This window comes from Pseudomonas khavaziana, from assembly GCF_019145205.1.
GTDB classification, from domain to species: Bacteria; Pseudomonadota; Gammaproteobacteria; order Pseudomonadales; family Pseudomonadaceae; genus Aquipseudomonas; species Aquipseudomonas khavaziana.
This window is the reverse complement of the sequence record NZ_JAHSTT010000006.1, coordinates 254,019-274,516: the sequence shown is the minus strand read 5'-3', so window position 1 is coordinate 274,516 and position 20,498 is coordinate 254,019. Positions and strand designations below refer to the sequence as shown.

General features: G+C 61.8%; 24 protein-coding genes. 12 read left to right on the top strand and 12 right to left on the bottom strand.

Annotated elements, in window-relative coordinates:
• Window positions 1-148 precede the first annotated feature (148 nt).
• The 3 genes from KVH01_RS17185 to KVH01_RS17175 are packed head-to-tail and all read left to right on the top strand — an operon-like array spanning window position 149 to window position 4,270.
• A complete protein-coding gene (locus KVH01_RS17185) occupies window positions 149-604 on the top strand; it encodes a (2Fe-2S)-binding protein (protein ID WP_043051632.1) in 456 nt (151 codons plus the stop codon).
• The gene (locus KVH01_RS17180; RefSeq protein ID WP_217882196.1) at window positions 604-2,850 is read left to right on the top strand and encodes a xanthine dehydrogenase family protein molybdopterin-binding subunit; all 2,247 of its coding nucleotides are present in this window, start codon (window positions 604-606) and stop codon (window positions 2,848-2,850) included. The genes KVH01_RS17185 and KVH01_RS17180 overlap by 1 nt, the downstream gene beginning before the upstream one ends.
• A gap of 16 nt (window positions 2,851-2,866) precedes the next feature.
• The gene (locus KVH01_RS17175; RefSeq protein WP_217882195.1) at window positions 2,867-4,270 is read left to right on the top strand and encodes a cytochrome c; all 1,404 of its coding nucleotides are present in this window, start codon (window positions 2,867-2,869) and stop codon (window positions 4,268-4,270) included.
• A 1,071-nt stretch (window positions 4,271-5,341) separates the two neighbouring features.
• Here KVH01_RS17175 and KVH01_RS17170 read toward each other — a convergent pair.
• A complete protein-coding gene (locus KVH01_RS17170) occupies window positions 5,342-5,491 on the bottom strand; it encodes a hypothetical protein (protein ID WP_217882194.1) in 150 nt (49 codons plus the stop codon).
• Window positions 5,492-5,738: 247 nt separating this feature from the next.
• Here KVH01_RS17170 and KVH01_RS17165 point away from each other — a divergent pair, with 247 nt between their 5' ends.
• Window positions 5,739-6,176 carry a hypothetical protein gene (locus KVH01_RS17165; protein WP_217882193.1) on the top strand — a complete coding sequence of 146 codons (438 nt, stop codon included), beginning with the start codon at window positions 5,739-5,741 and terminating at the stop codon, window positions 6,174-6,176.
• A gap of 7 nt (window positions 6,177-6,183) precedes the next feature.
• Here the strand turns inward: KVH01_RS17165 and KVH01_RS17160 are convergent, their stop codons facing one another.
• Both KVH01_RS17160 and KVH01_RS17155 read right to left on the bottom strand, forming a co-directional pair.
• Window positions 6,184-6,684, bottom strand: coding sequence for a CinA family protein (locus KVH01_RS17160; RefSeq protein WP_217882192.1), 501 nt, complete (start codon window positions 6,682-6,684; stop codon window positions 6,184-6,186).
• Between the two features lie 42 nt (window positions 6,685-6,726).
• Window positions 6,727-7,818, bottom strand: coding sequence for a zinc-binding metallopeptidase family protein (locus tag KVH01_RS17155; protein WP_217882191.1), 1,092 nt, complete (start codon window positions 7,816-7,818; stop codon window positions 6,727-6,729).
• Window positions 7,819-8,074: 256 nt separating this feature from the next.
• Between KVH01_RS17155 and KVH01_RS17150 the strand changes: the two genes are divergently transcribed.
• The 3 genes from KVH01_RS17150 (at window position 8,075) to KVH01_RS17140 (ending at window position 9,429) form a co-directional block, all read left to right on the top strand.
• Window positions 8,075-8,812: an OBAP family protein gene (locus tag KVH01_RS17150; RefSeq protein WP_217882190.1), complete on the top strand. Its 738-nt coding sequence runs from the start codon at window positions 8,075-8,077 to the stop codon at window positions 8,810-8,812.
• A 99-nt stretch (window positions 8,813-8,911) separates the two neighbouring features.
• Window positions 8,912-9,169: a DUF6555 family protein gene (locus KVH01_RS17145; RefSeq protein WP_046072110.1), complete on the top strand. Its 258-nt coding sequence runs from the start codon at window positions 8,912-8,914 to the stop codon at window positions 9,167-9,169.
• The gene (locus tag KVH01_RS17140) at window positions 9,166-9,429 is read left to right on the top strand and encodes a hypothetical protein (protein ID WP_217882189.1); all 264 of its coding nucleotides are present in this window, start codon (window positions 9,166-9,168) and stop codon (window positions 9,427-9,429) included. The genes KVH01_RS17145 and KVH01_RS17140 overlap by 4 nt, the downstream gene beginning before the upstream one ends.
• Here KVH01_RS17140 and KVH01_RS17135 read toward each other — a convergent pair.
• The gene (locus KVH01_RS17135) at window positions 9,420-9,863 is read right to left on the bottom strand and encodes a DUF421 domain-containing protein (RefSeq protein WP_217882188.1); all 444 of its coding nucleotides are present in this window, start codon (window positions 9,861-9,863) and stop codon (window positions 9,420-9,422) included. The two genes, KVH01_RS17140 and KVH01_RS17135, sit on opposite strands and share 10 nt — an antisense overlap.
• 8 nt (window positions 9,864-9,871) lie before the next feature.
• The gene (locus tag KVH01_RS17130; RefSeq protein WP_217882187.1) at window positions 9,872-10,387 is read right to left on the bottom strand and encodes a hypothetical protein; all 516 of its coding nucleotides are present in this window, start codon (window positions 10,385-10,387) and stop codon (window positions 9,872-9,874) included.
• A gap of 279 nt (window positions 10,388-10,666) precedes the next feature.
• On the opposite strand from KVH01_RS17130, the gene KVH01_RS17125 reads away from it, so the two are divergent.
• Both KVH01_RS17125 and KVH01_RS17120 read left to right on the top strand, forming a co-directional pair.
• Window positions 10,667-10,918: a hypothetical protein gene (locus KVH01_RS17125; protein ID WP_217882186.1), complete on the top strand. Its 252-nt coding sequence runs from the start codon at window positions 10,667-10,669 to the stop codon at window positions 10,916-10,918.
• 135 nt (window positions 10,919-11,053) lie between these two features.
• Window positions 11,054-11,455, top strand: a complete 402-nt coding sequence (locus KVH01_RS17120) for a GNAT family N-acetyltransferase (protein ID WP_217882274.1) — start codon at window positions 11,054-11,056, stop codon at window positions 11,453-11,455.
• A 23-nt stretch (window positions 11,456-11,478) separates the two neighbouring features.
• Here KVH01_RS17120 and KVH01_RS17115 read toward each other — a convergent pair whose 3' ends face one another.
• Window positions 11,479-11,967: a DUF2938 domain-containing protein gene (locus KVH01_RS17115; RefSeq protein ID WP_068966924.1), complete on the bottom strand. Its 489-nt coding sequence runs from the start codon at window positions 11,965-11,967 to the stop codon at window positions 11,479-11,481.
• Window positions 11,968-12,048: 81 nt separating this feature from the next.
• Between KVH01_RS17115 and KVH01_RS17110 the strand changes: the two genes are divergently transcribed.
• Genes KVH01_RS17110 through KVH01_RS17100 form a run of 3 tightly spaced genes read left to right on the top strand, consistent with a single transcriptional unit; the run spans window position 12,049 to window position 13,147 of the window.
• The gene (locus KVH01_RS17110) at window positions 12,049-12,501 is read left to right on the top strand and encodes a helix-turn-helix domain-containing protein (protein WP_046072104.1); all 453 of its coding nucleotides are present in this window, start codon (window positions 12,049-12,051) and stop codon (window positions 12,499-12,501) included.
• Complete coding sequence (locus tag KVH01_RS17105; protein ID WP_217882185.1) at window positions 12,498-12,947, top strand: N-acetyltransferase; 450 nt, start codon at window positions 12,498-12,500, stop codon at window positions 12,945-12,947. The genes KVH01_RS17110 and KVH01_RS17105 overlap by 4 nt, the downstream gene beginning before the upstream one ends.
• A gap of 50 nt (window positions 12,948-12,997) precedes the next feature.
• Entirely contained in the window at window positions 12,998-13,147 is a 150-nt protein-coding gene (locus KVH01_RS17100) for a hypothetical protein (RefSeq protein ID WP_217882184.1), read from the top strand.
• Window positions 13,148-13,175: 28 nt separating this feature from the next.
• Here KVH01_RS17100 and KVH01_RS17095 read toward each other — a convergent pair whose 3' ends face one another.
• From KVH01_RS17095 to KVH01_RS17070, 6 genes are all read right to left on the bottom strand, one after another.
• Entirely contained in the window at window positions 13,176-14,699 is a 1,524-nt protein-coding gene (locus KVH01_RS17095; RefSeq protein ID WP_217882183.1) for a sensor domain-containing diguanylate cyclase, read from the bottom strand.
• A gap of 282 nt (window positions 14,700-14,981) precedes the next feature.
• Window positions 14,982-15,743 (bottom strand): SDR family oxidoreductase, encoded by a 762-nt coding sequence (locus KVH01_RS17090; RefSeq protein WP_217882182.1) that lies wholly within the window; start codon window positions 15,741-15,743, stop codon window positions 14,982-14,984.
• Between the two features lie 29 nt (window positions 15,744-15,772).
• Entirely contained in the window at window positions 15,773-16,600 is an 828-nt protein-coding gene (locus KVH01_RS17085; protein ID WP_217882181.1) for a DMT family transporter, read from the bottom strand.
• 68 nt (window positions 16,601-16,668) lie between these two features.
• On the bottom strand, window positions 16,669-17,571 hold the full coding sequence (gene gcvA / locus KVH01_RS17080; protein WP_217882180.1) for a transcriptional regulator GcvA: 903 nt from the start codon (window positions 17,569-17,571) through the stop codon (window positions 16,669-16,671).
• A gap of 61 nt (window positions 17,572-17,632) precedes the next feature.
• Window positions 17,633-19,588 (bottom strand): FUSC family protein, encoded by a 1,956-nt coding sequence (locus tag KVH01_RS17075; protein WP_217882273.1) that lies wholly within the window; start codon window positions 19,586-19,588, stop codon window positions 17,633-17,635.
• The gene (locus KVH01_RS17070; RefSeq protein WP_217882179.1) at window positions 19,588-20,496 is read right to left on the bottom strand and encodes an efflux RND transporter periplasmic adaptor subunit; all 909 of its coding nucleotides are present in this window, start codon (window positions 20,494-20,496) and stop codon (window positions 19,588-19,590) included. Before KVH01_RS17070 ends, KVH01_RS17075 begins: the two co-directional genes overlap by 1 nt.
• Window positions 20,497-20,498 lie beyond the last annotated feature (2 nt).

The following is a 20,498-nucleotide window of genomic DNA, read 5'->3' as shown; positions in this document are numbered from 1 at the left end:
GTCCAATAATGCGCGCGGGGTGGGGATGAAAACCCTGCCCGACCGCGTCGCCACACCAAGTCGCCCATGAGCGACCCCGAGGGAAGGCCATGCCGCACTCCCCTTATAAAAAACAAAGCACCACCAACCGTTGATCAGCAGGTGAGCCATGGAATTACGTATTAACCAAAAGGCCTATCAAGTCGATGCCGAAGCCGACACCCCCTTGTTATGGGTGATCCGCGACAATCTGGGGCTGACCGGCACCAAGTACGGCTGCGGCCTGGCTCAATGTGGCGCCTGTTCGGTGCTGGTGGACGGCAATGTAGTGCGCTCATGCGTCACCCCGGTAGCCGGCGTGGTCGGCCGCGAAATCACCACCATCGAGGCCATCGAAGAAGATGAGGTGGGCAAGCGTGTGGTCGCCACCTGGGTCGAACGCCAGGTGGCGCAATGCGGTTACTGTCAGTCCGGGCAGGTGATGGCGGCCACTGCACTGCTCAAGCACACCCCGGCGCCCACCGCTGAGCAGATTAACGCGGCGATGATCAACCTGTGCCGCTGCGGTACTTATAACGCTATCCAGAGCGCCATGCAGGACCTGGCCAAGCAGGAGAGCGTCTGATGAATACGCCCATCAAGCTTCCTCAAGGCCTGCTCGATCTGGCATCAGGTGAGCCTATCAACCTGTCCCGCCGCCGCTTCCTGACCAGTACCGCCGTGGGCGCGCTGGTAATCGGTTTCGGCCTGCCCCTGGGCTCGGCTCGGGTACAAGCCGCCACCAGCGCTGCCGAACGTGGCACCCAGGTGCCGGCGTTCCTGGAGATTCGCCCGGACGGCAGCGTGCGCTTGCTCAGCCCGTTCATGGAAGGCGGGCAAGGCACCCACACGGCCATGGCGCAAATTGTCGGCGAAGAACTGGATGCCGACCCGGCCACTTTCATCGTCGAAAGTGCGCCGCCCGGCGAAGCCTATGTAGTGATGGAAAACGGCCTGCGCATCACCGGCGGCAGTATGTCGGTGCGCATGAGCTACCCGACCATGCGCCGCCTCGGCGCCCTGGCGCGGGCGATGCTGCTGCAAGCGGCGGCTGAACAAATGGGTGTGCCGGTCGCGCAATTGACCACCCAACCCGGCCGCGTGGTGCATACCGCGTCGGGCCGCTCCCTGGGCTATGGTGAATTGGCCGGCCGCGCCCTGGACATGCCGGTGCCCGACCCGGCCAGTATCACCCTGCGCGACCCAAGCCAGTTCCGCTGGATCGGCAAGCCGGTCAAGCGTCTCGATGCCTACGACAAATCCACCGGCAAGGCGCAGTACTGCATCGACCTCAAGGTCGACGGCATGCTCCACGCCGCCGTGCAGCATGCGCCGCGCCTGGGCATGAGCGTGGGCAGCCTGCGCAATCAGGCCGAGGTACAAGCCATGCAAGGCGTGCACTCGGTGCATGTGCTGCCCGGCGCGGTGGCGGTGGTGGCCGAGCGCTGGTGGCACGCCAAGCGCGCGGTCGAGGCCATCCAGGTTGACTGGCAGGAAGCCCCTGCCGATTCGACGGTACGGGTGATGCCGGCAGATTTTTCCAGCGACAAGCACCGCGACTTCCTCGCCGCCCAGCAAGGCCCGGCCCGCGATGACGAAAACGAAGGCGACGTAGCCGGCGCGCTGGCCGGTGCCAAGACCCAGGTGCAGGCCACCTACCACAACCAATACCTCAACCACGCCCAGCTCGAGCCGCCGTCGGCCCTGGCACGCTACAACCCGGACGGCACCCTGGAGGTGTGGTTGCCCAACCAGGCGCCGGATATGTTCCGCGACGACATTGCCAAGCGCACTGGCCTGGCCGCCGACAAGATCACCTTGCACTCGCCCTTGCTGGGCGGTTTCTTTGGCCGGCATTTTCTCTATGAGTCGGCCAACCCTTATCCCCAGGCCATCGAATTGGCCAAGGCCGTGGGGCGCCCGATCAAGCTGATCTGGACCCGGGAAGAAGAGTTCCTGCGCGATGTGCTGCGCCCGGTGGCGGTGGTCAAGTTCCGCGCCGGCCTGGACGCCAATGGCCTGCCGGTGGCCATCGAGGCGGTCAGCGCCACCGAAGGCCCGACCGAAGCCCTCGCCGGCAAACAGGGTGAAAAAATCGACCCCACAGCCATGGAGGGGCTGTCGGGAAAGGCCTATGCAATCCCCAACAAACGCATCGCGCAGATCTACGTCAAGGGCCCGGTGATGCTGGGCTACTGGCGCTCTGTAGGCAACTCGCTCAACGATTTTTTCTACGAAGCGTTCCTCGATGAGCTGGCGGACAAAGGCGGTCAAGATCCCTTTGACCTGCGCCTGCACCTGCTACGTGATAACCCACGATTGACCACCCTGCTGCAAGCCGTGGGCGAGCTGTCGGGTGGCTGGAAACGTGGCCCCTTCACCGCCGAAGACGGCAGCCGGCGTGCGCGTGGCGTGGCCATGGCGTCGCCGTTTGGCTCCCATGCGGCGGTGATCGCCGAAGTGTCGATTGAAAACGGCCAGGTCAAGGTGCATGACATCTGGCAGGCCATTGACCCCGGCAGCATCGTCAACCCGGCGATCATTGAAGCCCAGGTCCACGGTGCCGTGGCCCTGGGTCTGTCGCAAACACTGGTCGAGGAAGCGGTGTACGTGGACGGTAAGCCACGGGCACGCAACTACGACCTTTACCCAGTGCTGCCGCCTGCGCGGATGGCGCGGGTGCATGTGCGTATTGTCGAGAGTGGCGAAAAAATGGGCGGTATCGGCGAACCGCCGCTGCCCGCGGTGGCGCCGGCTGTGGCCAACGCGGTGGCGCAGTTGACCGGCCAGCGCATCCGCAGTCTGCCATTGAGCCGTTACACCTTTAGCTAACCGACAGGGAACGCCCATGAACAACCGCCGATTCGCAAGAACCGCAGGGTGGCTGGTGCTGCCCTGTGTGGTCGCCGCAGGCCTGCTGGCCTGGTACGTCACACGCCAGCCCGCTTCGCCTTTTGAACAGCAACAGGCTACAAGTTTCGAGCCCGCCTTGGTCAGTCGCGGCGAATACGTTGCGCGGGTGAGTGACTGCGTGGCCTGTCACAGCCTCGCCGGCAAGCAGCCCTTTGCCGGTGGCCTGGAAATGGCCACGCCACTGGGGGCGATTCACGCCACCAACATCACCCCCGACCGCGAGCATGGCATTGGCGCCTATAGCCTGGCCGACTTCGACCGTGCCGTACGCCATGGCGTAGCGCCAGGCGGGCGGCGGCTGTACCCGGCCATGCCCTACCCGTCCTATGTAAAGCTCAGCGACGACGACGTGAAGGCGCTGTACGCGTTCTTCATGCAAGGCGTGCAACCGGCCAGCCAGGCGAACATCCCCAGTGACATTCCCTGGCCGCTCAATATGCGCTGGCCCATCGCCCTGTGGAACGGCGTGTTCGCGCCTACCGCCACCTATGCGGCCAAACCCGGCCAGGACGCACTGTGGAACGGCGTGTTCGCGCCTACCGCCACCTATGCGGCCAAACCCGGCCAGGACGCACTGTGGAACCGTGGGGCCTATATCGTCCAGGGCCCCGGCCATTGCGGCAGTTGCCATACACCGCGCGGCCTGGCCTTCAACGAGAAAGCCCTGGATGAGTCCGGCGCGCCGTTCCTTGCCGGTGCCCTGCTCGACGGCTGGTACGCGCCGAGCCTGCGCCAGGATCACAACACCGGCCTGGGCCGCTGGAGCGAGGCGCAGATCGTGCAGTTCCTCAAGACCGGGCGCAATGCCCACGCGGTGGTCTACGGTTCGATGACCGAAGCGTTCAACAACTCCACGCAGTTCATGCAGGACGAGGACCTGGCCGCCATCGCCCGTTACCTCAAGTCACTGCCCGGCGACCCGCAGCGTGATGGCTCACCCTGGCAGTATCAGGCGGTCGCCAACGCCCCGGCGCAAACCCCGGGCGCCCATACCTATGCCACCCGCTGCGCCTCGTGCCACGGCCTCGACGGCAAAGGCCAGCCCGAATGGATGCCACCCCTGGCCGGCGCCACTTCGGCACTGGCCAAGGAAAACGCCTCGGCGATCAACATCACCCTCAACGGCTCGCAACGCGTGGTGGCAGCCGGTGTACCCGACGCCTACCGCATGCCGGCGTTTCGCGAGCAGTTGTCCGATGAGGAAATCGCCGACGTGCTGAGCTACGTGCGCGGCACCTGGGGCAACAGCGGTGGCTCGGTCGATGCGAAGGCCGTGGGTAAACTGCGCGGGCATACCGACCCGGCGAGTAGCAGCCCGATCATCCTGCATATGCGCTGAGTGATGTATGAACTGTGGGAGGGGGCTTGCTCCCGATAGCGGTAGTTCAGTCACAGTTGTATAGACTGACACACCTATATCGGGAGCAAGCCCCCTCTTATCAAACTTCAAGTAATCTACTGATTTTAAAGAGTTAAAATTTAGTCCTAACGCCGGATATTTTGGCGGCGGTCCAGGTTGCTGCGCGACGGCGCCACGTCGACGATGTGACCGGGTTGTTGGGTTGTTGGGGCGAGTACATATCCGTTGCTTAGGTAACGGCCACTATAGGTTCCGCCCTTACGGCGGCTCACTTTGCAAAAGCGGCAAAGTAAGCAAAACGCTCTTGCCCCACCACTCGGCACCTCGCCCAGGCTCGGTGTGCCCGTAATCCGCCATGGATTTGGGGCCGCCGCCACGCGCCATCCATGGCGCGGGGCGGCTAAACCGGCATCCCTGCCGGTTTACCCCCCAAATCCCTGTCGAATTCCGGCCAGCGTGGTTTAACGGGGCGCCTTAGATCAAAAACACAGCGAGGCGGCCTTATAGCCGACCTGATCGTTGAAGTGTGCGCGTACCCCTGTGGGAGCGGGCTTGCCCGCGAAGGTCGTTAACGATGACACGGGAAACCAGAAAGAACGCGGCGTTCTCAGATTTTTCGCGAGCAAGCTCGCTCCTACAGAAAAGCACAAGCGCCGCCAGCGTATCTGCGATGCGCAGCGAGTCGCTTTTGATCTTGCTTTTGATCTTAGGCGCCCCGTTAAACCACGCTGGCCGAACGCAGGCTTGAAGCCGTGGTCCACGGATTCAAGCCGGAGAGAGGGCACACCGAGCCTAGGCGAGGTGCCGAGTGGTGGGGCAAGAGCGTTTTGCTTACTTTTGCCTGGGCCGGCATTCCGGCTGTTCAAAAGTGAGCCGCTGTAAAAGCGGAACCCTAAGTGGCCGTTGCCCAAATAACGGATATGTACCGAGGACGAAAACCAACATCCTGCTCGGCTGTCAGGCCGCCACGGAAGCAAGCTCCCTAGTTTGCTGCGCGACAGCGTCACATCGAAGATGTGGTGGGGACTCCCACATTTAGTCCAGGGGCCTCTACTTGCTTTCCTCAGCCTTGCCTTCCTGCATCTGCACCGACGACTTGGTCCCGCTGGTGTTGTTCTTGGTGGTGTTGTCGGAGCTGTCAAAACAGCCGTGAAGCATGAACGCGCTGCACAATCCCAGGCACATATAGAGCTTCTTCATGATGATTCACCTGCTGCTGAGTGAGTGATATCCAGGGCGCCAGACGAGCGCAACGTTCGTGGGCCCGTTATATATCTGTCCGGAACGAAGGCGCAGGCGTTCAACAAATCGGTGCAGGCTTGGACGAATGGTCGGCCACTCGTCGAAGCCTGTGCAAATTGTTAAAACTTTAGCGCCCATGGCCCCTTCAAATGCATATGAAGCGGCGCATTCGCCCGCCACCTCAAGCAAGCGCGGAGATTAGTTCATGAACGTCCGACTGCCGATCACCTTGCTACTCATCATTACGTCCTCGACGGCCCTGGCCGACGCCTGCGATGTGGTTACACGCGGGCAAAGCGCCCAGGTGCCGACGGTCGAGCAACATACCTGCTACCGCTACGAGGGCATGCCGCCTGAAGCCATCGACTGGTCTTGCAGCAACGAGAACAAGGAGATGATGCCTACTACGAAAAACAAGGTAGCGGCCTGTGCCAGCAACCATGTCGCCAGCTGCAAGGCCACGCCGACCCAAGAGGCCCTGGCCAACCCCCATTCGACGTCCAAGTCGCCGGATCACGAAGGCGCATTGCTGCCCAAGAATGCCCGCGTAGTGACCTACTACTACGCCGCCAATGATCTGGTCCAAGCCAAGATCGACTGTGAAAAAGCCGGCGGCGAATGGGCCTCGCAGCCAGTCAAATAAGGCTTAGCTAGCCTTGTTCGCCGGCCAGGGCGCGCTGGTGAAAATGTGCCAGCCGCTTCAAGGCATGCTCCGCCGCGTAAAGCTGCACCTGCTCCCGGGAACCCAGGAAGCGTTCCTTGCGGCTGAAAATACTCACCCCCTGCCCCATCCGATAAGCCCAGGCGAAGCAAATGGTCCCGGCCGGAATGCCGTCCACGTCATCCGGGCCGAGCAGCCCGGTGGTGGCCACGGCCACGCCCGCGGGACTGTCACGCATCGCGCCTGCGGCCATCTCACGGGCGACCTCGCAACTGGTGAGGTTGAAGGTCTCAATCGTATACGCACGCACGCCCAACAAACGCTGCTTGGCTTCAGGGGCATACACCACGTACCCACTCTCGATACACGCCCCACCGCCCTCGACTTCCGACAGCAGGGTGATGATTTTCCCCGCTGTACAGGACTCGGCCGTGGTAAGGGTCATATCGTATTGTTTCAGGTAGTCAATCGTGGAAACGGCGATAGACACGGTTTTATCCTCCTGCACGTCATGTGCGAGCCTGATGCTGGTTCAGTACGTGGCCAGGTAGTCGGCCAAGGTCTGTGCGCACGCTTGGATCGCACCGTCGACAATCACCTCATAGCCATGGGTGTTTTCCGTGGGAATCGCCACACAGCCGGCGCGGGCCGAGGTGCCGTTACTCATGACCGCGCTGGCATCCGAGGCAAAATCCACCAGCAGGGCATATTGCGGCGCATAACCACAGCGTTGCGCTGCAGCCGCCAGGCCGCTCACTACCGAGCGGGTGTAATAACCTTTCAGGTCACCGGTATTGATAATCGGATCGACCCCCAGGCGCGTACCGTACTCATGCATCACCGGGCCGACTTCCACCGCGATGGTAGTATCGCCCGGCAGCGTTGCCGCAGCGTACATGGCGCCGGCATTGCACTCTTCTTCAAGGGTGGTGAAGACGAAGTACGCATCGCAGGAAAGCGCTTGTCGTCGTCGTTTTAGGCACTGCGCGGCATAGAGTACCGCGGCGATGGGCGCACGGTCGTCCAGGAAGTGCGCGGCAATGGCATCCCCCACCCGAAACGGCTCGCGCCAGTGTTGGCTCAGGGTTACGCGACTGCCGGGACGCACCCCGCAGTCACGCAAGGTCTGACTTGAGCAACGGGTGATGACATGCACATCATTCCAGTGCACATCCCCGGACAACACATCAGCGCCCTGGGGCGCGTTGGCCGTCATGTGCATCGAGCCAAAGGACAGCACACCCGGGATAAACTGGTGATCACCGAGAATATCCACCGGGCACATGCCGAAGTTCACCGGGTTCGCGCCGCCCAGCGCCGTCACGCGCAACGTGCCATCCGCTTCGACATGCTTGACCACCATGGCGATTTCATCCATGTGCGCCATGATTTTCACCGCACGCCCGGGATCGTGGTTGCCCTGCGCCGCCTTGATCAGGCCAATCACGTTGCCAGCGGGATCGACCCAGGTTTCGTCACACAACGGCCCGAGGCTTTCCAGGCAAATCGCACGCACCTCGTCTTCCTGGCCTCCGGGGCCACGCGCGCGCAATAGCCGTTCAAGCAGTGTTGCCACGCCCTGCGCATCGTCGTTGGAAGGGTCATCGTATGGCTGGGGCTGCATCCGCCGGGTTCTCCTTTGTCGAAATCGATATCGGACGGCTCATCGGCGACGCTGCTCGCTATGCCCGCCGCCGCGCTTGGGTACTTATGAAAAATGACCCGTCGCGCTGACCAGTGTTCCAAAACTTTTAGCAACTGGGCTGCCTCTCCGGCGACGCGGGGCCTCTGGACAGCCGCTCGCCATTCCGGTTGAACACCTGCGCGGCCAAGCCTTCTAACCCTCGGTACAGCCTCACCGACCATGGAGGGAATCCACGATGAAAAAACTCAGCCTGACACTGTCCATTGCCTTGCTGACCGCCTGCGCCAGCAACAACTCACCGTCCAATGTGGTTGCGCCCGGTGATGCTAAGTCGCCCACCACGCGCACCCTGGATGCTGGCGCTGCGGTGCTGCAATCGCGCCCGCCGGTGGATGCATTGAATGCCTACCTGGACGGCTTCCATTTCTACAACGGCCACCCCGATGTGCAGATGGAAGCTCATCACTACTGCGCGATCCTCAATGAAGAAGTGATCCAGTGCGTGATCTACGACGGCAACCGCAAGGATGCCAAGCTGATGGGGGTGGAATACATCATCAGTGAGCAGCTGTTCAACGCCCTGCCCGCGCAGGAGAAGGCGCTGTGGCATAGCCACGTGCATGAGGTCAAATCAGGCCAGTTGGTTGCACCGGGCATTCCACAGGTGGCCGAACATGCCCTGATGGAGAAACTCGTGCATACCTATGGCAAGACCTGGCACACCTGGCATACGGACCTTCACAAGCAGCTGCCGTTGGGCGTGCCGCAACTGATGATGGGGTTTACCGCCGACGGCCAGGCCGACCCGAAGATGGTCGCCGAGCGGGATAAGCGCCTGGGCGTGGACAGCAACCAGAAGAAGGCCGCACGCGCGGATATCGCCACTCCCGCCATTGCTCCAGGGGCGGATGCGTGGCGCCAAGGCAGGATTATCCAGATCGACGACCCGACCCAGACTCCCCACCGGCACTGACCGCTGACCACCGAAGTACCAGCTATCGAGGTGTCCGACAATCTTTCTGAATTTTTTCTGGCGTCAAATATCTGTAGCACATGAGCTTAGGGAGGCCTCATGAAAACCAACGAACTGTTTACCATCGAGTATCAACTTCACGGCAAGCCCAAATCGTTCATCTTGCGTGCGCCGCAGATGAATAATGCCGACGCCTGGCATTGGGCAAGTTGCGATGCCGGTGTGGCGGTCATACCGAGGTTCGGGCAAAACAACCTCAAGCGCGTTTCCAAACCGATGGCGGAAAAATACGGCATCACTGATGTGCGCTGGTGCGGTGCGGCGCAACTCCAGTGGGCGGAGGATTTGACACAATGAACGGCCAGACGCTCGACTACACCCCTTCAGAGGGATGGGATGACGAAATAGCGCAGAACACCCGGATGTTTTTCGAAGCCGATCGGCTCGATACCTTGGCGTACCAAATCATCGAGTCCTACAGCGGCGACGCGAACACCTGGCTGCGTTTCACCGAAGCCAAGAAGCTCGCGGATGCGCAACGCACGGCGGCGTATCAAGAATGGATGCGCATCCATCGAGCGAAGGGAAGTAAGCGCCAACCCGGGCGTTATTCGTAGGGGATAACCGAGATTTTGCCGTTGCGCTCCAGAATCGCGAAGCGTATCTGCCGGATCTCGACAAGCCCTTGGATGGACCGGGCCGCCTCAAGGATGTCGCCTTCATCCAGGCGCGCATGCTTGAGGCGTTTGTGCAGTACCTGGCCCTCCTCGACCAGCACCGTCGGCCCACCATCCAGCACCCGTGCGAACCCGGTTGAGCGCTGCTTGACCAGCGAGAAGCCAATGTCGATGGCAATCAAGGTGACGATCACCATCACGGCATTGGTCAGCGAGAAATCGTCACCGAGCAGTGCCTGCTGGGTGGCCTCGCCGATGACCATCAACAGCACCAGGTCAAAGGTGGTGAGTTCAGCCAGTGTGCGCCTGCCGGCCACCTTGAACAGCACCAGCAGTACCAGGTAAATCGCCGCAGCCCGCAACACAGAGTCCATGGTCGCCCCTAGGGATAAATGAATTGGGAAAGGCCCACTGAAGCGCCCGATGCCAGCGCCACCTTGGTTTGAAAGCTGCCAACACCGTCGCTGTTGAGGGTCACGTGAAGCATCGCATGACCGTCGTTGTCGCTCAGCACCCACACCTTCATGCCATCGCCTGCGGTACTGGCCTTGAGTGGCTGGGGTTGCAGCATTTGCACATTGAAGCCCTGCAACAGCGCGCCACTGAGCTCCACCTCAAGGGGCTCACGCGCCCGGCCTTGCACATGAATCACCAGTGCATCGGTAGCACCATTGCGCAGGTAGCGCTGGTACTCGACACGCAGCTGCCCATCGGCGCTGCGTACCTCGGCACTGCTCAATGGGCCCTTGGAAAACAGGCCGGCCAAGGTCAAGCCCATCAACAGCACCATTGCATACCAACCCCATCGCTCGAAGCGCCAGACCTTGCGTTGCAAGGTCATGTCCTCGCTGACCGGGTAATTGCGGCTATGCAGGTCACGATGGTCTGGCGGCTTCATCCCCTGTCCCCGGGTCCGGTTCATAACCTCTTAGGTGTGCGTGGGGCCGCGCGGGTTCATTCTTTCACGGGGCAACCCAGCCACCATCTAAAAAGAAGATGGTTTGGGCGGAACTGAATCGTTGAAATGATCGAAATTTCGACGGCAACCCAGTTGATACCGAGCCTTCTTGAGCGGGTCACATCTATATCAGTCCCGTTTAGCAAGGAGCTCCGTCATGCAATACAACGACACATACACCCAGATGATGGCCTGCCAAAGTGCCAAGGAGGTGGCCTGATGAACGACTCACAACGCGCCTGGGAACTGGCCATGGTGTTTATTGCCAATGGCAGGATCCCGTTCGACCCGGCCAACCCGAGTGGGTCGGTGAAGATCCTCTCGCGGCATCTTCAAGCGCTGGAAGCAGCGTTGCATGACCAGGCAATCAGCGCTGGCACAGCGCCGACGCACATCACTGGGCATGAGTACACACGCCACGAGCACTTGGGCAAAAGCCATCGTAAGCCCTCGCTGGTGTGTGCCGATTGAGAGTGGGCAACCCCGTATGATAGGTTTACCAACGCTTATTATCTGGAACCTCTCCATGCCACTGTACGCAACACCATTACTGTGACCGATCGGCAAGATGGCTGGATAACCCCACATTGGCTGATCCGCCAGGCCATGCCCGATGATGTGCATGCCCTGGTCGAGCTGGATGCCTACGCCACCGCCCACGCCAGCCGTCGCGTGTTTATCTATGACGCGGTGGTTCGCCAGCAATGCCTGGTCGCCGTCGACGCTGGCGTATGCGCCGGCTACCTGGTGCTCACCCATGACTTTTTCGATCACGGCTTCGTCGCGCTGGTGGTTGTGTCACCCGCGCACCAGCGCCAGGGTGTGGCCCTGCGTCTGCTGGCGGCAGCCGAAACGGCCTGCAAGACGCCCAAGCTCTTCGCCTCGACCAACGCTTCCAACACCGCATCCCAGGCACTCATGACCAAGGCCGGGTTTGTCCCCAGCGGGCTGATCGAGAACCTTGACGAAGGTGACCCGGAGCGGGTGTACGTTAAATTCATTCGCTGATCTACAGATCCATTTGTGACTGATCACGCCCAGGCGATCACCCACGCAGCCAAGTAGAGGCCCACACCAAACACCCCATGATTGATCAGGCTGCGTAGGCAGTTCTGACCGGGCGTAGGGGTCTTGGATGAGGCAAAACCTGCGCCCATGGCGGGCTGTATCACCAACAGCGGGACGGCCACGGTGACCACCCCCAACACCAGGGCTGGCACAAAGGTGGGCGCCTGCAACCAGTCAGCCCCTTTAACCCACACGAGCAGCAGCGCAAAAACTACACCCGTGACGTAATGCGCGATCCAGCCCAGGGCCACTTCCCCTCGAACCGGGAACGCCTGCCCGATGCTCGAATGAGTGAAACGGCCTTGGCACGCATGTCCAACCCAACGCCCCACGAACGCGAAATTCAGCGTTGGCACGCCAATGGCCTTCATCAGCAGCATCCACATATCCATCACCAGAGTGGCCCCTGCGCCCAACAACACCACCTGTGCAACCACTTCCAACACCGCCATACCCACCTCATATCCATGGACCGATTGAACCCGCGCAGGCATCATAGAAGTTGAAGTCAACTTCAAGTCAAGGGTCTGCCAATGGATATCACCGAGGTGGTCAAACGCACCGGCGTGCCTGCCCACACGTTGCGTTTTTATGAAAAGAAGGGCTTGATCACCTCGATCAGCCAACCGGGCGCTCGCCGCCAGTTTGCCCCGGCAGTGGTTGAACAGTTGGCGGTAATCGCGCTCGGCCAGGCCGGTGGACTGTCGTTGGATGAGATACAGGCCATGCTGTCGCCCAATGGCCAGGCCGAGGTGGATAGAAGTGTGCTGCTGGCCAAGGCCGACGAGATCGATGCGACGGTCAAACAACTGAAGGCCATGAGTCGAGGCTTACGTCACGCCGCCGCCTGCCCTGCACCCAACCATGCGCAATGCCCAAATTTCCAGCGGTTGCTCAAAATCGCTGCCGCAGGGGCGTTCAAGCGCAGTACTGTCGGCCGCCACACTGGGGTTCGGCCTGTTCACTCAACCGTTGAGGCATCATGATTCGCGACTTCCAACACACTGACCTTGAACCGGTGCTGGATATCTGGCTGCAAGCATCGATCCTCGCCCACCACTTCATCGCCCCCCAGTTCTGGCATGACCAACTGGGCGCCATGCGTGACGTCTACCTGCCCAGCGCCGTGACACGTGTGTTTGAGGCCGACGGCAAAGTCCTCGGGTTCAGCTGCGTGTATGAAGACACCCTGGCGGCGCTGTTTGTCGCGCCCGCGCATCAGGGCGGCGGCGTGGGTACGCGGTTGCTCGCAGACGCAATGCAATCCCGATCAGTTCTACAACTGAGCGTGTACTCGCAAAACTTACCCAGCCTGCACTTTTACAAGAAGCACGGGTTCATCGTACTCAACGAACAATGGGACGAACATACGGGTCACTTGGAAAAGGTCATGTGCTGGAGCGCTGCTGGCGTCCCAGGAACCTTTCCTTGAATACACAATCTGTGGTTCACCCTTTTGAGCTGATGTGAGAACCACCTCCCATGATCCTGATAAAAGCCGCCTTCTGCCTTTCACTGCTCAGCGCCGGCTTCATCGTTGGCTATGCCGCGAAACCTACAACTGAGCTGCAAGTCACCGCTGGCCAGCTCATGAAGTGCGGCGAACTCACGATGCCGACACTTGGGATGTGAACCGGCAAGCACATAAGTACAGGGCGTTTCAGCCGCCCGAAGCAATGTCCGTGGGCTGCCGGGAAAACCCATTGCGCCCGGCAGCCTTGGCACCGTAAAGCGCCGCATCGGCCGCCTCGATCAAACCTGATACTGGCTCCAGCCGTGAGCCTGTGCGCGTCGCAATGCCGATACTCACACTCACGCGCCCGAACGGGCTGCCGGGATGGGGGATGTTTGCCTGTTGCAGTCGCGCAAGGATCCTTTCTGCGACCACCGTCGCGCCTTCGCTGTCGGTCGCCGGCATGATGATCGCTATTTCTTCTCCGCCATAGCGCGCCACCAAGTCTGATGGTCGCTGCACACAGCCCTCCAACAGTGTACTGACTGCCTGCAAACACGCATCTCCCGCGACGTGACCGCAGGCATCGTTGAAGCGTTTGAAATAATCGATATCGATCATGAGTAACGCCAGCGAGGTGCCGTCGCGCTGCGCCCGGCGTGCTTCCAGGGCCAGTGTTTCGTCGAAGCAGCGGCGGTTTGCCAGGCCGGTCAGCGCATCCTTTTTGGCCAATAGCGCCAATTGTCGATTGGAGTCGAGCAGCTGTTGCTGGGCCACGTGCAACGCCTCTTCCGCCGCAGTACGTCGGCGGATATCCAGGATCAGGAACCAGCCGATCACCCCCGTCAGCCCCAGTAGCCCCGCCACCACCACAGCAGACAATGCCGCCTCGATACGCCACGCCGCAAGGGCTTCGCGCTTGCCCAACGCGACCGTGGTGATCAGCGGCAGGGTCTCGCTTTTGCGGAACGCGTAGAGCCGCTCCACACCGTCCAGGCTGGAAGTGTAGGCAGCGGTGCCGACCGGTTGGTCGACAAGGTACTTGGCGTAGATAGGCGACTTGGAAAAGTTGCGGCCCATGTCCTGTTCACGGAAGGGGTAGCGCACCAGCAAGGTGCCGTCGGTATACGACAAACCGATCGCGCCGTCCTGGCCGACGTCGAGTTTGCCGAACACCCGCAGGAAGTTTTCCACCCCCAGGGTGACCGCAACCACCCCGGCAAAGTTGCCAGACGCGTCATTGAAACGTCGACTGACGGTCACCACCCACTCCTGGTTGGCACGGCTCTGGATCGGCGGGCCGATAAAAGGCTCACGGCTCGGATCATCGCGGTGATGAATGAAATAGGCGCGATCGCTGCTGTTGGCGCCCACAGGGATCGGACGGTTGGACGACATCAACCAGTGGCCGTGATGGTCGTAGACGGTGATGCCACTGAGTTGCGGCATCAACGGCTGCTGCCGACCGATCAGGGTATTGATACGCTCGATCTGCGCCGGGCCACTGCCTTCGGTTTCCAGGCGTTCGACCAGCCCGAGCAACAGCAGCGAGCTTTGCCGCACGATACCTTCGGTGTAGGTGGTGAGTGCCTGGGTCAGGTTCAGGCCGTGCACGTCCACCTCCGCCAGCGCGCGCTCACGGGAAGACAGGACTTTCCAGATGGTCAGAGAGGTCAGGGAACAGCCGATCACCAACAGCAAAAGCATCACAAGGCGAGTATCACGCTTCACGTCAGTACCTTAAGGAAAGTCCGGCTTCCCATTCCAGTCGTCATTCAAACGCCGGCGCTTAGCCGCGGCCACATGTTCCGCGGCGCAAGCATACAAGCAGTCTGGCGTGGCTGCAGCTACTGTGAGCGCATAGGTTGAATCCGTGTTGGGGCTTCAGGGGGAAACCGGCTCGGAGAAATCAGCATGCAGGATTTTCTTGCCGGCTTTGATGATCAAATCCAGGCAGCGCTGGCCTAGACCGGCGCCAGGCCTGGCCGGCGCTCACACGCCTGCATGACTGACTCATTTGCCTCCTGTCACATCCAGGAATGTACCTGTCACGAATGACGCCTCGGCACTGGCCAACCACAAAATCGCCCGGGCCACCTCCTCGGGCTGGCCGCCACGCCCCATGGGGATCGAGTCCTTGACCCGGTCGACCCGCCCCGGCTCGCCGCCGCTGGCATGCATGTCGGTGTAGATGTGCCCGGGGCGCACACAGTTGACGCGGATGCCTTCCCGGGCCACTTCCTTGGCGAACCCGATGGTGAAGGTTTCCAGCGCGCCCTTTGACGCCGCGTAGTCGAGGTATTCATTCGGGCTGCCAAGACGCGCCGAGGCCGAGGATATATTGATCACTACGCCGCCCGCACCGTTGTGCCGGCACGCCATGCGCTTCACCGCCTGCTGGGTGCAGAGCATCGGGCCGATGGCGTTGACCGCGAAAATGCGCTGCATGCGCTCCAGGCTCAGGCCCTCGAGGCGCGACTGAGTCGCCAGCACGCCGGCATTATTGACCAGTACGTCGAGGCGCCCGAACCTGCGGTCGATGGCCGTGAACAAGGCGGCGACCTGATCGGGCTCGGCGCTATCGGCCCTTACGGCCAGGGCTTTGCGGCCCATGGCCTCGATATCCGCAACCACCGCCAGCGCCGCCGGCTCGTTGGCAACGTAGCTGATCGCCACGTCATAGCCTTTTGCGGCGGCCAGCCGGGCGGTCGCGGCACCCACTCCGCGGCTGCCACCGGTGATCAGGATCAGCGGTGCCTGCGAGACGTCAACCATTGAAAATACCTCCTTAGAAAATGGCTGTTTCAGCCGATGATGAAGGTGCCGCCGGCGATCACTACACACGCAAGGATCCTGCGTGCGGTAAGGGTTTCGCCAAGAAAAAAGTAGCCAATCAACATCGCGAACAACACGCTGGTTTCGCGCAATGCCGACACCGCGCCCAACGGCGCTTCGTGCATGGCGTAGATCACGATTGCATAGGCCAGCAAAGACACCAGCCCGCCGACCACCGCGGCCAGGGTTCCGGGACGCGGGCTTAATAAACTGCGGGCATCGCGCAGGCCGATGTACACCGCTGGCATTAGCACGCCCCACAACGCGCACATCCATACGGTGTAGGCCAGCGGTGCGCCGGAGAGCCTGGCGCCAATGCCATCGACGACGCTGTAGGCGGCGATGAAGCAGCCCGTTCCCAGCGCATAGGGCAGGCTGGGAACCGAAAGCCGGCGCCCGCTGAAGGCCAGGGAAATAATCCCGCCTGACACCAGCGCAACCCCCAGCAACTCGCCGGGGGCAATGCGCTCCCCGGCGAAGACCGCAGCCCCCAGGGTGATCAGTGCCGGCGATGAGCCACGGGAAATCGGATAGATCTGCCCCAGGTCGCCAACCCGGTAGCTGCGCACCAGGAACAGGTTGTAGCCAACATGCAGCAATGCCGAAAGCCCCCCATAACCCCAGCTCTCAATCGCCGGCGGCACCATGAACGTTGCGGCGATGACACAGGTGACGGCAATGGCCATGCACATGACCGTCATCGACCACAGCCGGTCGGCACCACCGCGCAATAGCGCGTTCCAGCTGGCATGCAGCAGTGCGGCGAACAGCACCAGAAAGATGATATGAGTCGGCATGCGCCATCTTAGGCAAGCCAAGGCCCCGGCTTACAGCAAAGTCTCCTCATCACAGCATGAACATTTACTCATACTGCCCGTTGCAGTTTCATTGACTCTGCGAGCAACCATTGACGAAAGCTGACCACATGGGGTTGCGATTCGATGCCCTTGGGGCACACAAAATAGTAGGCAAGCGGTGACGGGAACGGCACATCGAACAGGCGCACCAGGCGGCCATCGCTGATTTCCTGCTCCACATGCCCGCTGCGCACCAACGCGATGCCATGGCCGAGCAAGGCCGCCTCGACGGTCATGTTGGTGTCGCCAAACCTGACGCTTTCCCTGAGCGGCGAAAAGGCCAGCCCCACCGCTTGAAACCAGACCTCCCATTTCGGCGCCAGCTCGGCGCCATCCCGGGCCAGCAAGGGGAAGTCCAACAAATGGGCGGGGCTGCCCGGGGTGCCAAGACGCCGCAACAGTTCGGGACTGGCCACCGGAAACACCTGCTCGCCGAACAGGAATTCCGAATACAGGCCCGGGTAGGTCCCCTTGCCCAGCCGGACCGCGACATCGGCTTGGGCGTCGGAAAAGTGGATGACGTCGTCCGTGGTGTCCAGCGCAACCAACAGCTCGGGGTGCAGGCGCGCGAGGTTCGGCAAGCGTGGCAGCAGCCATTTCAAGGCAAAGGAATAAGTGGTGCTGACCTTGAGCCGTACCCTGCCCTTCTGCTCGCGCAGGTCGGCCAGGGTGGCCTCCAGGCTCATGAAGAATTCACGCACGATGGGCGCCAGCGTAGCCCCCGCGGCCGTCAGGCGTAACGACTGGCCACGCTCGAACAACTGCAAGCCCCACAGCGCCTCCAGATGCTTGAGCTGGTGGCTGACTGCGCTCTGGGTGACATGCAACTCCTGGGCGGCCGCAGTAAAGGTCGGGTGCCGAGTGGCGGCTTCAAAGGCGCGCAAGGTCGCGGTGGGCGGCAGATCTCTCATAGGTGGGGTATCCGGCGAGTGGGCAGCAAGCGCTGAGCATGAGCGCTGACTCATGTTAGCGCTAATGCACGAGGTTCGCGTACTGCTCCAGCAGCCACGCCAAGTCCTGATAAGCGCTCGCCAGATGAGGCGCGCCAAGCCTGCTCAACGAGCGGGATGTGCGCCGCGCCTGTGCGGCGCCGATTGCGGGATGATCGGCATAGCGTGCAACCCGCCGCGCACCGCTTTGCACACATCGGGCAACGGGAGATGCCGGATCAATGCCGCTGGCTTTGCGCTGTAGCCGATTCAATTGCTTGCTCAGTTGCAGCGACAAGTAGCCCGCCGGGTCAGCGCGCGGGTGATCAGCGCCAAGCAAACTCTTCAACGTCACTAACCGGTGTTGTTGCTTGGCTTGCCATTGAGCATGATCGATTGTACTGGCCTGGCGTAGCAGCAGGCGTGTGTGCTGGTGGAGCGCACGTTTCAATGCGCGTACCTGCCTGGCTGGATCTTTGGGCAGGATCTGGAACGCCAAGAGGCACACAAGCATCGCCACGATCCAGGCCAGCGCCTGGTTGGCGAAACCGACGAAATCGTAGGTGGCGGTCATGCCGGTGCTCACCAGGGTGTTGAACCCGATCAGGTAGGCCACCCCTTGCAGGGCATGACGCGGCTGGCTCGTCGCATGGATGCCGAACGACCAGAACCCTGCCATGACCAGCAACAACAGAGGGAAGCCATTGATCTGCGGCATCAGCAGGAATTTGCACAGCGCTGCCGCCACAATCGCGTAGAGCGTGCCGCGGATAAAGCCGTTGATGCCTTGGGTCGGCGCGGCAGCGGTCGCCACCAGTGTGCAGCACGGCCCCAGCACCGCGAGTAATGTAGGCCCCTGATCCCAACCGCTGAAATACCAGATCGCACCCGCACTCAGTGTGGCGAGCAGTGCCCGGATGCCGTTTCGTGCCGCATCCGCGTAATTGCGGTGATAGCCCACGGTGCGTATCGGCCCGCGGCGGGCATGATCGAGGCTGGAGAAGTTCAGCAAGGCCGCGCCCAGGTCCGTCAGTTGGTCGTCCAAGCGATCGCTGCGCAACCGCACCTGTGGGCTTGAGTCGGCGCGAGCATCCGCCCAGCGACGCAATGGCTCCAGCGTATCGGCCGCAGCGCGAAAGTCGCAGCGGGCATCCGCCAGGTATGCACTCAGTTGCTGCAACCCTGTGCTTACCCGGGTGCGCAACGCCGGGTTGATTCCGTGGTAGGGGTGCTCCGGGTGCGCGTCGAGCACCGCCGATTGCAGATGCGCCAGGCCGGCCTGAATCGCCAGCTGCCGCGAGCGGATCAGCGACGACTCGCCACGGCCGAGCCCCAGCTGGTCGTCCACCTTGCTGATATCGATCGCGAGCTGGTGCCGTTGCGTCGCCAGCTGCGCAGGCTCTTCGCCCACAAGGCTTGCCGCGAGCAACCGGGCACTGCGCGCGCAGGCGTCGACGAGCGAGCTTCGAACTTTATGCTCCATGGTCTTGGCGCTGAACAGCGTCGCTACCAGGCTCAAGCTGAGCACGCCGAGTGCTACCGCCGTGCCACGGGTGATGATGTGGTCGAAACCCTGCTCCGGCGCGACGATGGCAGGGCCCAAGGCCAGGCAGACGGTATAGCCCGCCACCACTGCTGCGGTGGCCTGGTAATGACGCAAGACCGTCATTGCACCGACGCACAGGCCCAGCCATATACCGACGCCCAGTATGAACAACAGCATCTGTTGCGCGAACAATCCAATCAGCACGAAGGCCGCGACCATGCCGACCAGGGTGCCCAGCATCCGGTACACACCCTTGCCTCGCACTGCCCCCTGGATAGGCTGCACCAGCAGCAACACGGTGGAAGCGCCCGCAAACGGCGAATCCAGATGCAGTTGCAAGCCGAGCCACAGTGCCAGGCCGGCCGCCAATAGACTGCGCAGCACGTAGGCAAGCGTGGCGGATGTCCAGGGCCGAGGGATCGCCGCTAAAACGCGTGTCGCCAGGCCAGTCATCACATGAACGCCTGCAGCCATTGGGTGAGTCGCCAGCGCGGTGCTCCGCCCGGCTGCGTCACTTCGACACTGGCGGTCATGCCCGCCGCCAACTCCACCCCGTCCGGCACCTTGTCCAACTCGATGCGCACGGGCACACGTTGCGCCAACCGAATCCAGCTGAAGGTCGGGCTGACCTGGGGCAAGCCGCTGTCGTTGCGTAACTCATTGGTGTCGGCAATGCCCCTGCCCAGGCTTGCCACGTGGCCTTGCAGCAGCGGGTCAAAGCCCATCAGCTTGATCGACACCGCTGCGCCGATGCGTACACCCGGCAACTTGGTCTCTTCAAAATAGCCCGTGATCCAGAAACTATGACCGTCGACCACAAACAGGTTGGTGGTGCCTGCCTGCGCGTAGTCACCGGGCTGCAGGCGCAGTTGCGTGACATAGCCATCCACCGGCGCACGAATGGTGGTGCGGTCCAGGTCGAGCTGGGCCTGGGCCAACTGACTGCCTGCCGCGTCCAGGCGCGCCTGGGCCACGGCCAAGTCACGCGCGGCATTGTCGATCTCTTCACGGGCAATGGCGCCGCCCAGCTGCACGCGCCGCTTGAATTGTGCACTGCGCTGCTCGAACACACTGCGCGCTTCTGCGAACTCTGCGGTGCGTTGCTGCTGGGTCAATCGATAAGCACGCGCATCGATGCGATAGAGCGGGTCGCCCTTTGCCACCCATTGGTTATCACTGGCCCACAACTGATCAATTTGGCCGGACACCTCGGGGGCAATGCGGATCACCTGGGCACTCACCCGCCCGTCCCGTGTCCAGGGCGCCAGCACATAAGCGCGCCAGAGTTGCAGGCAGAACACCAGGGCCAACACGCCGAGCCCCAGGGTGGCGGCAGTTTTAAGGAGTTTGACGATAGACATGC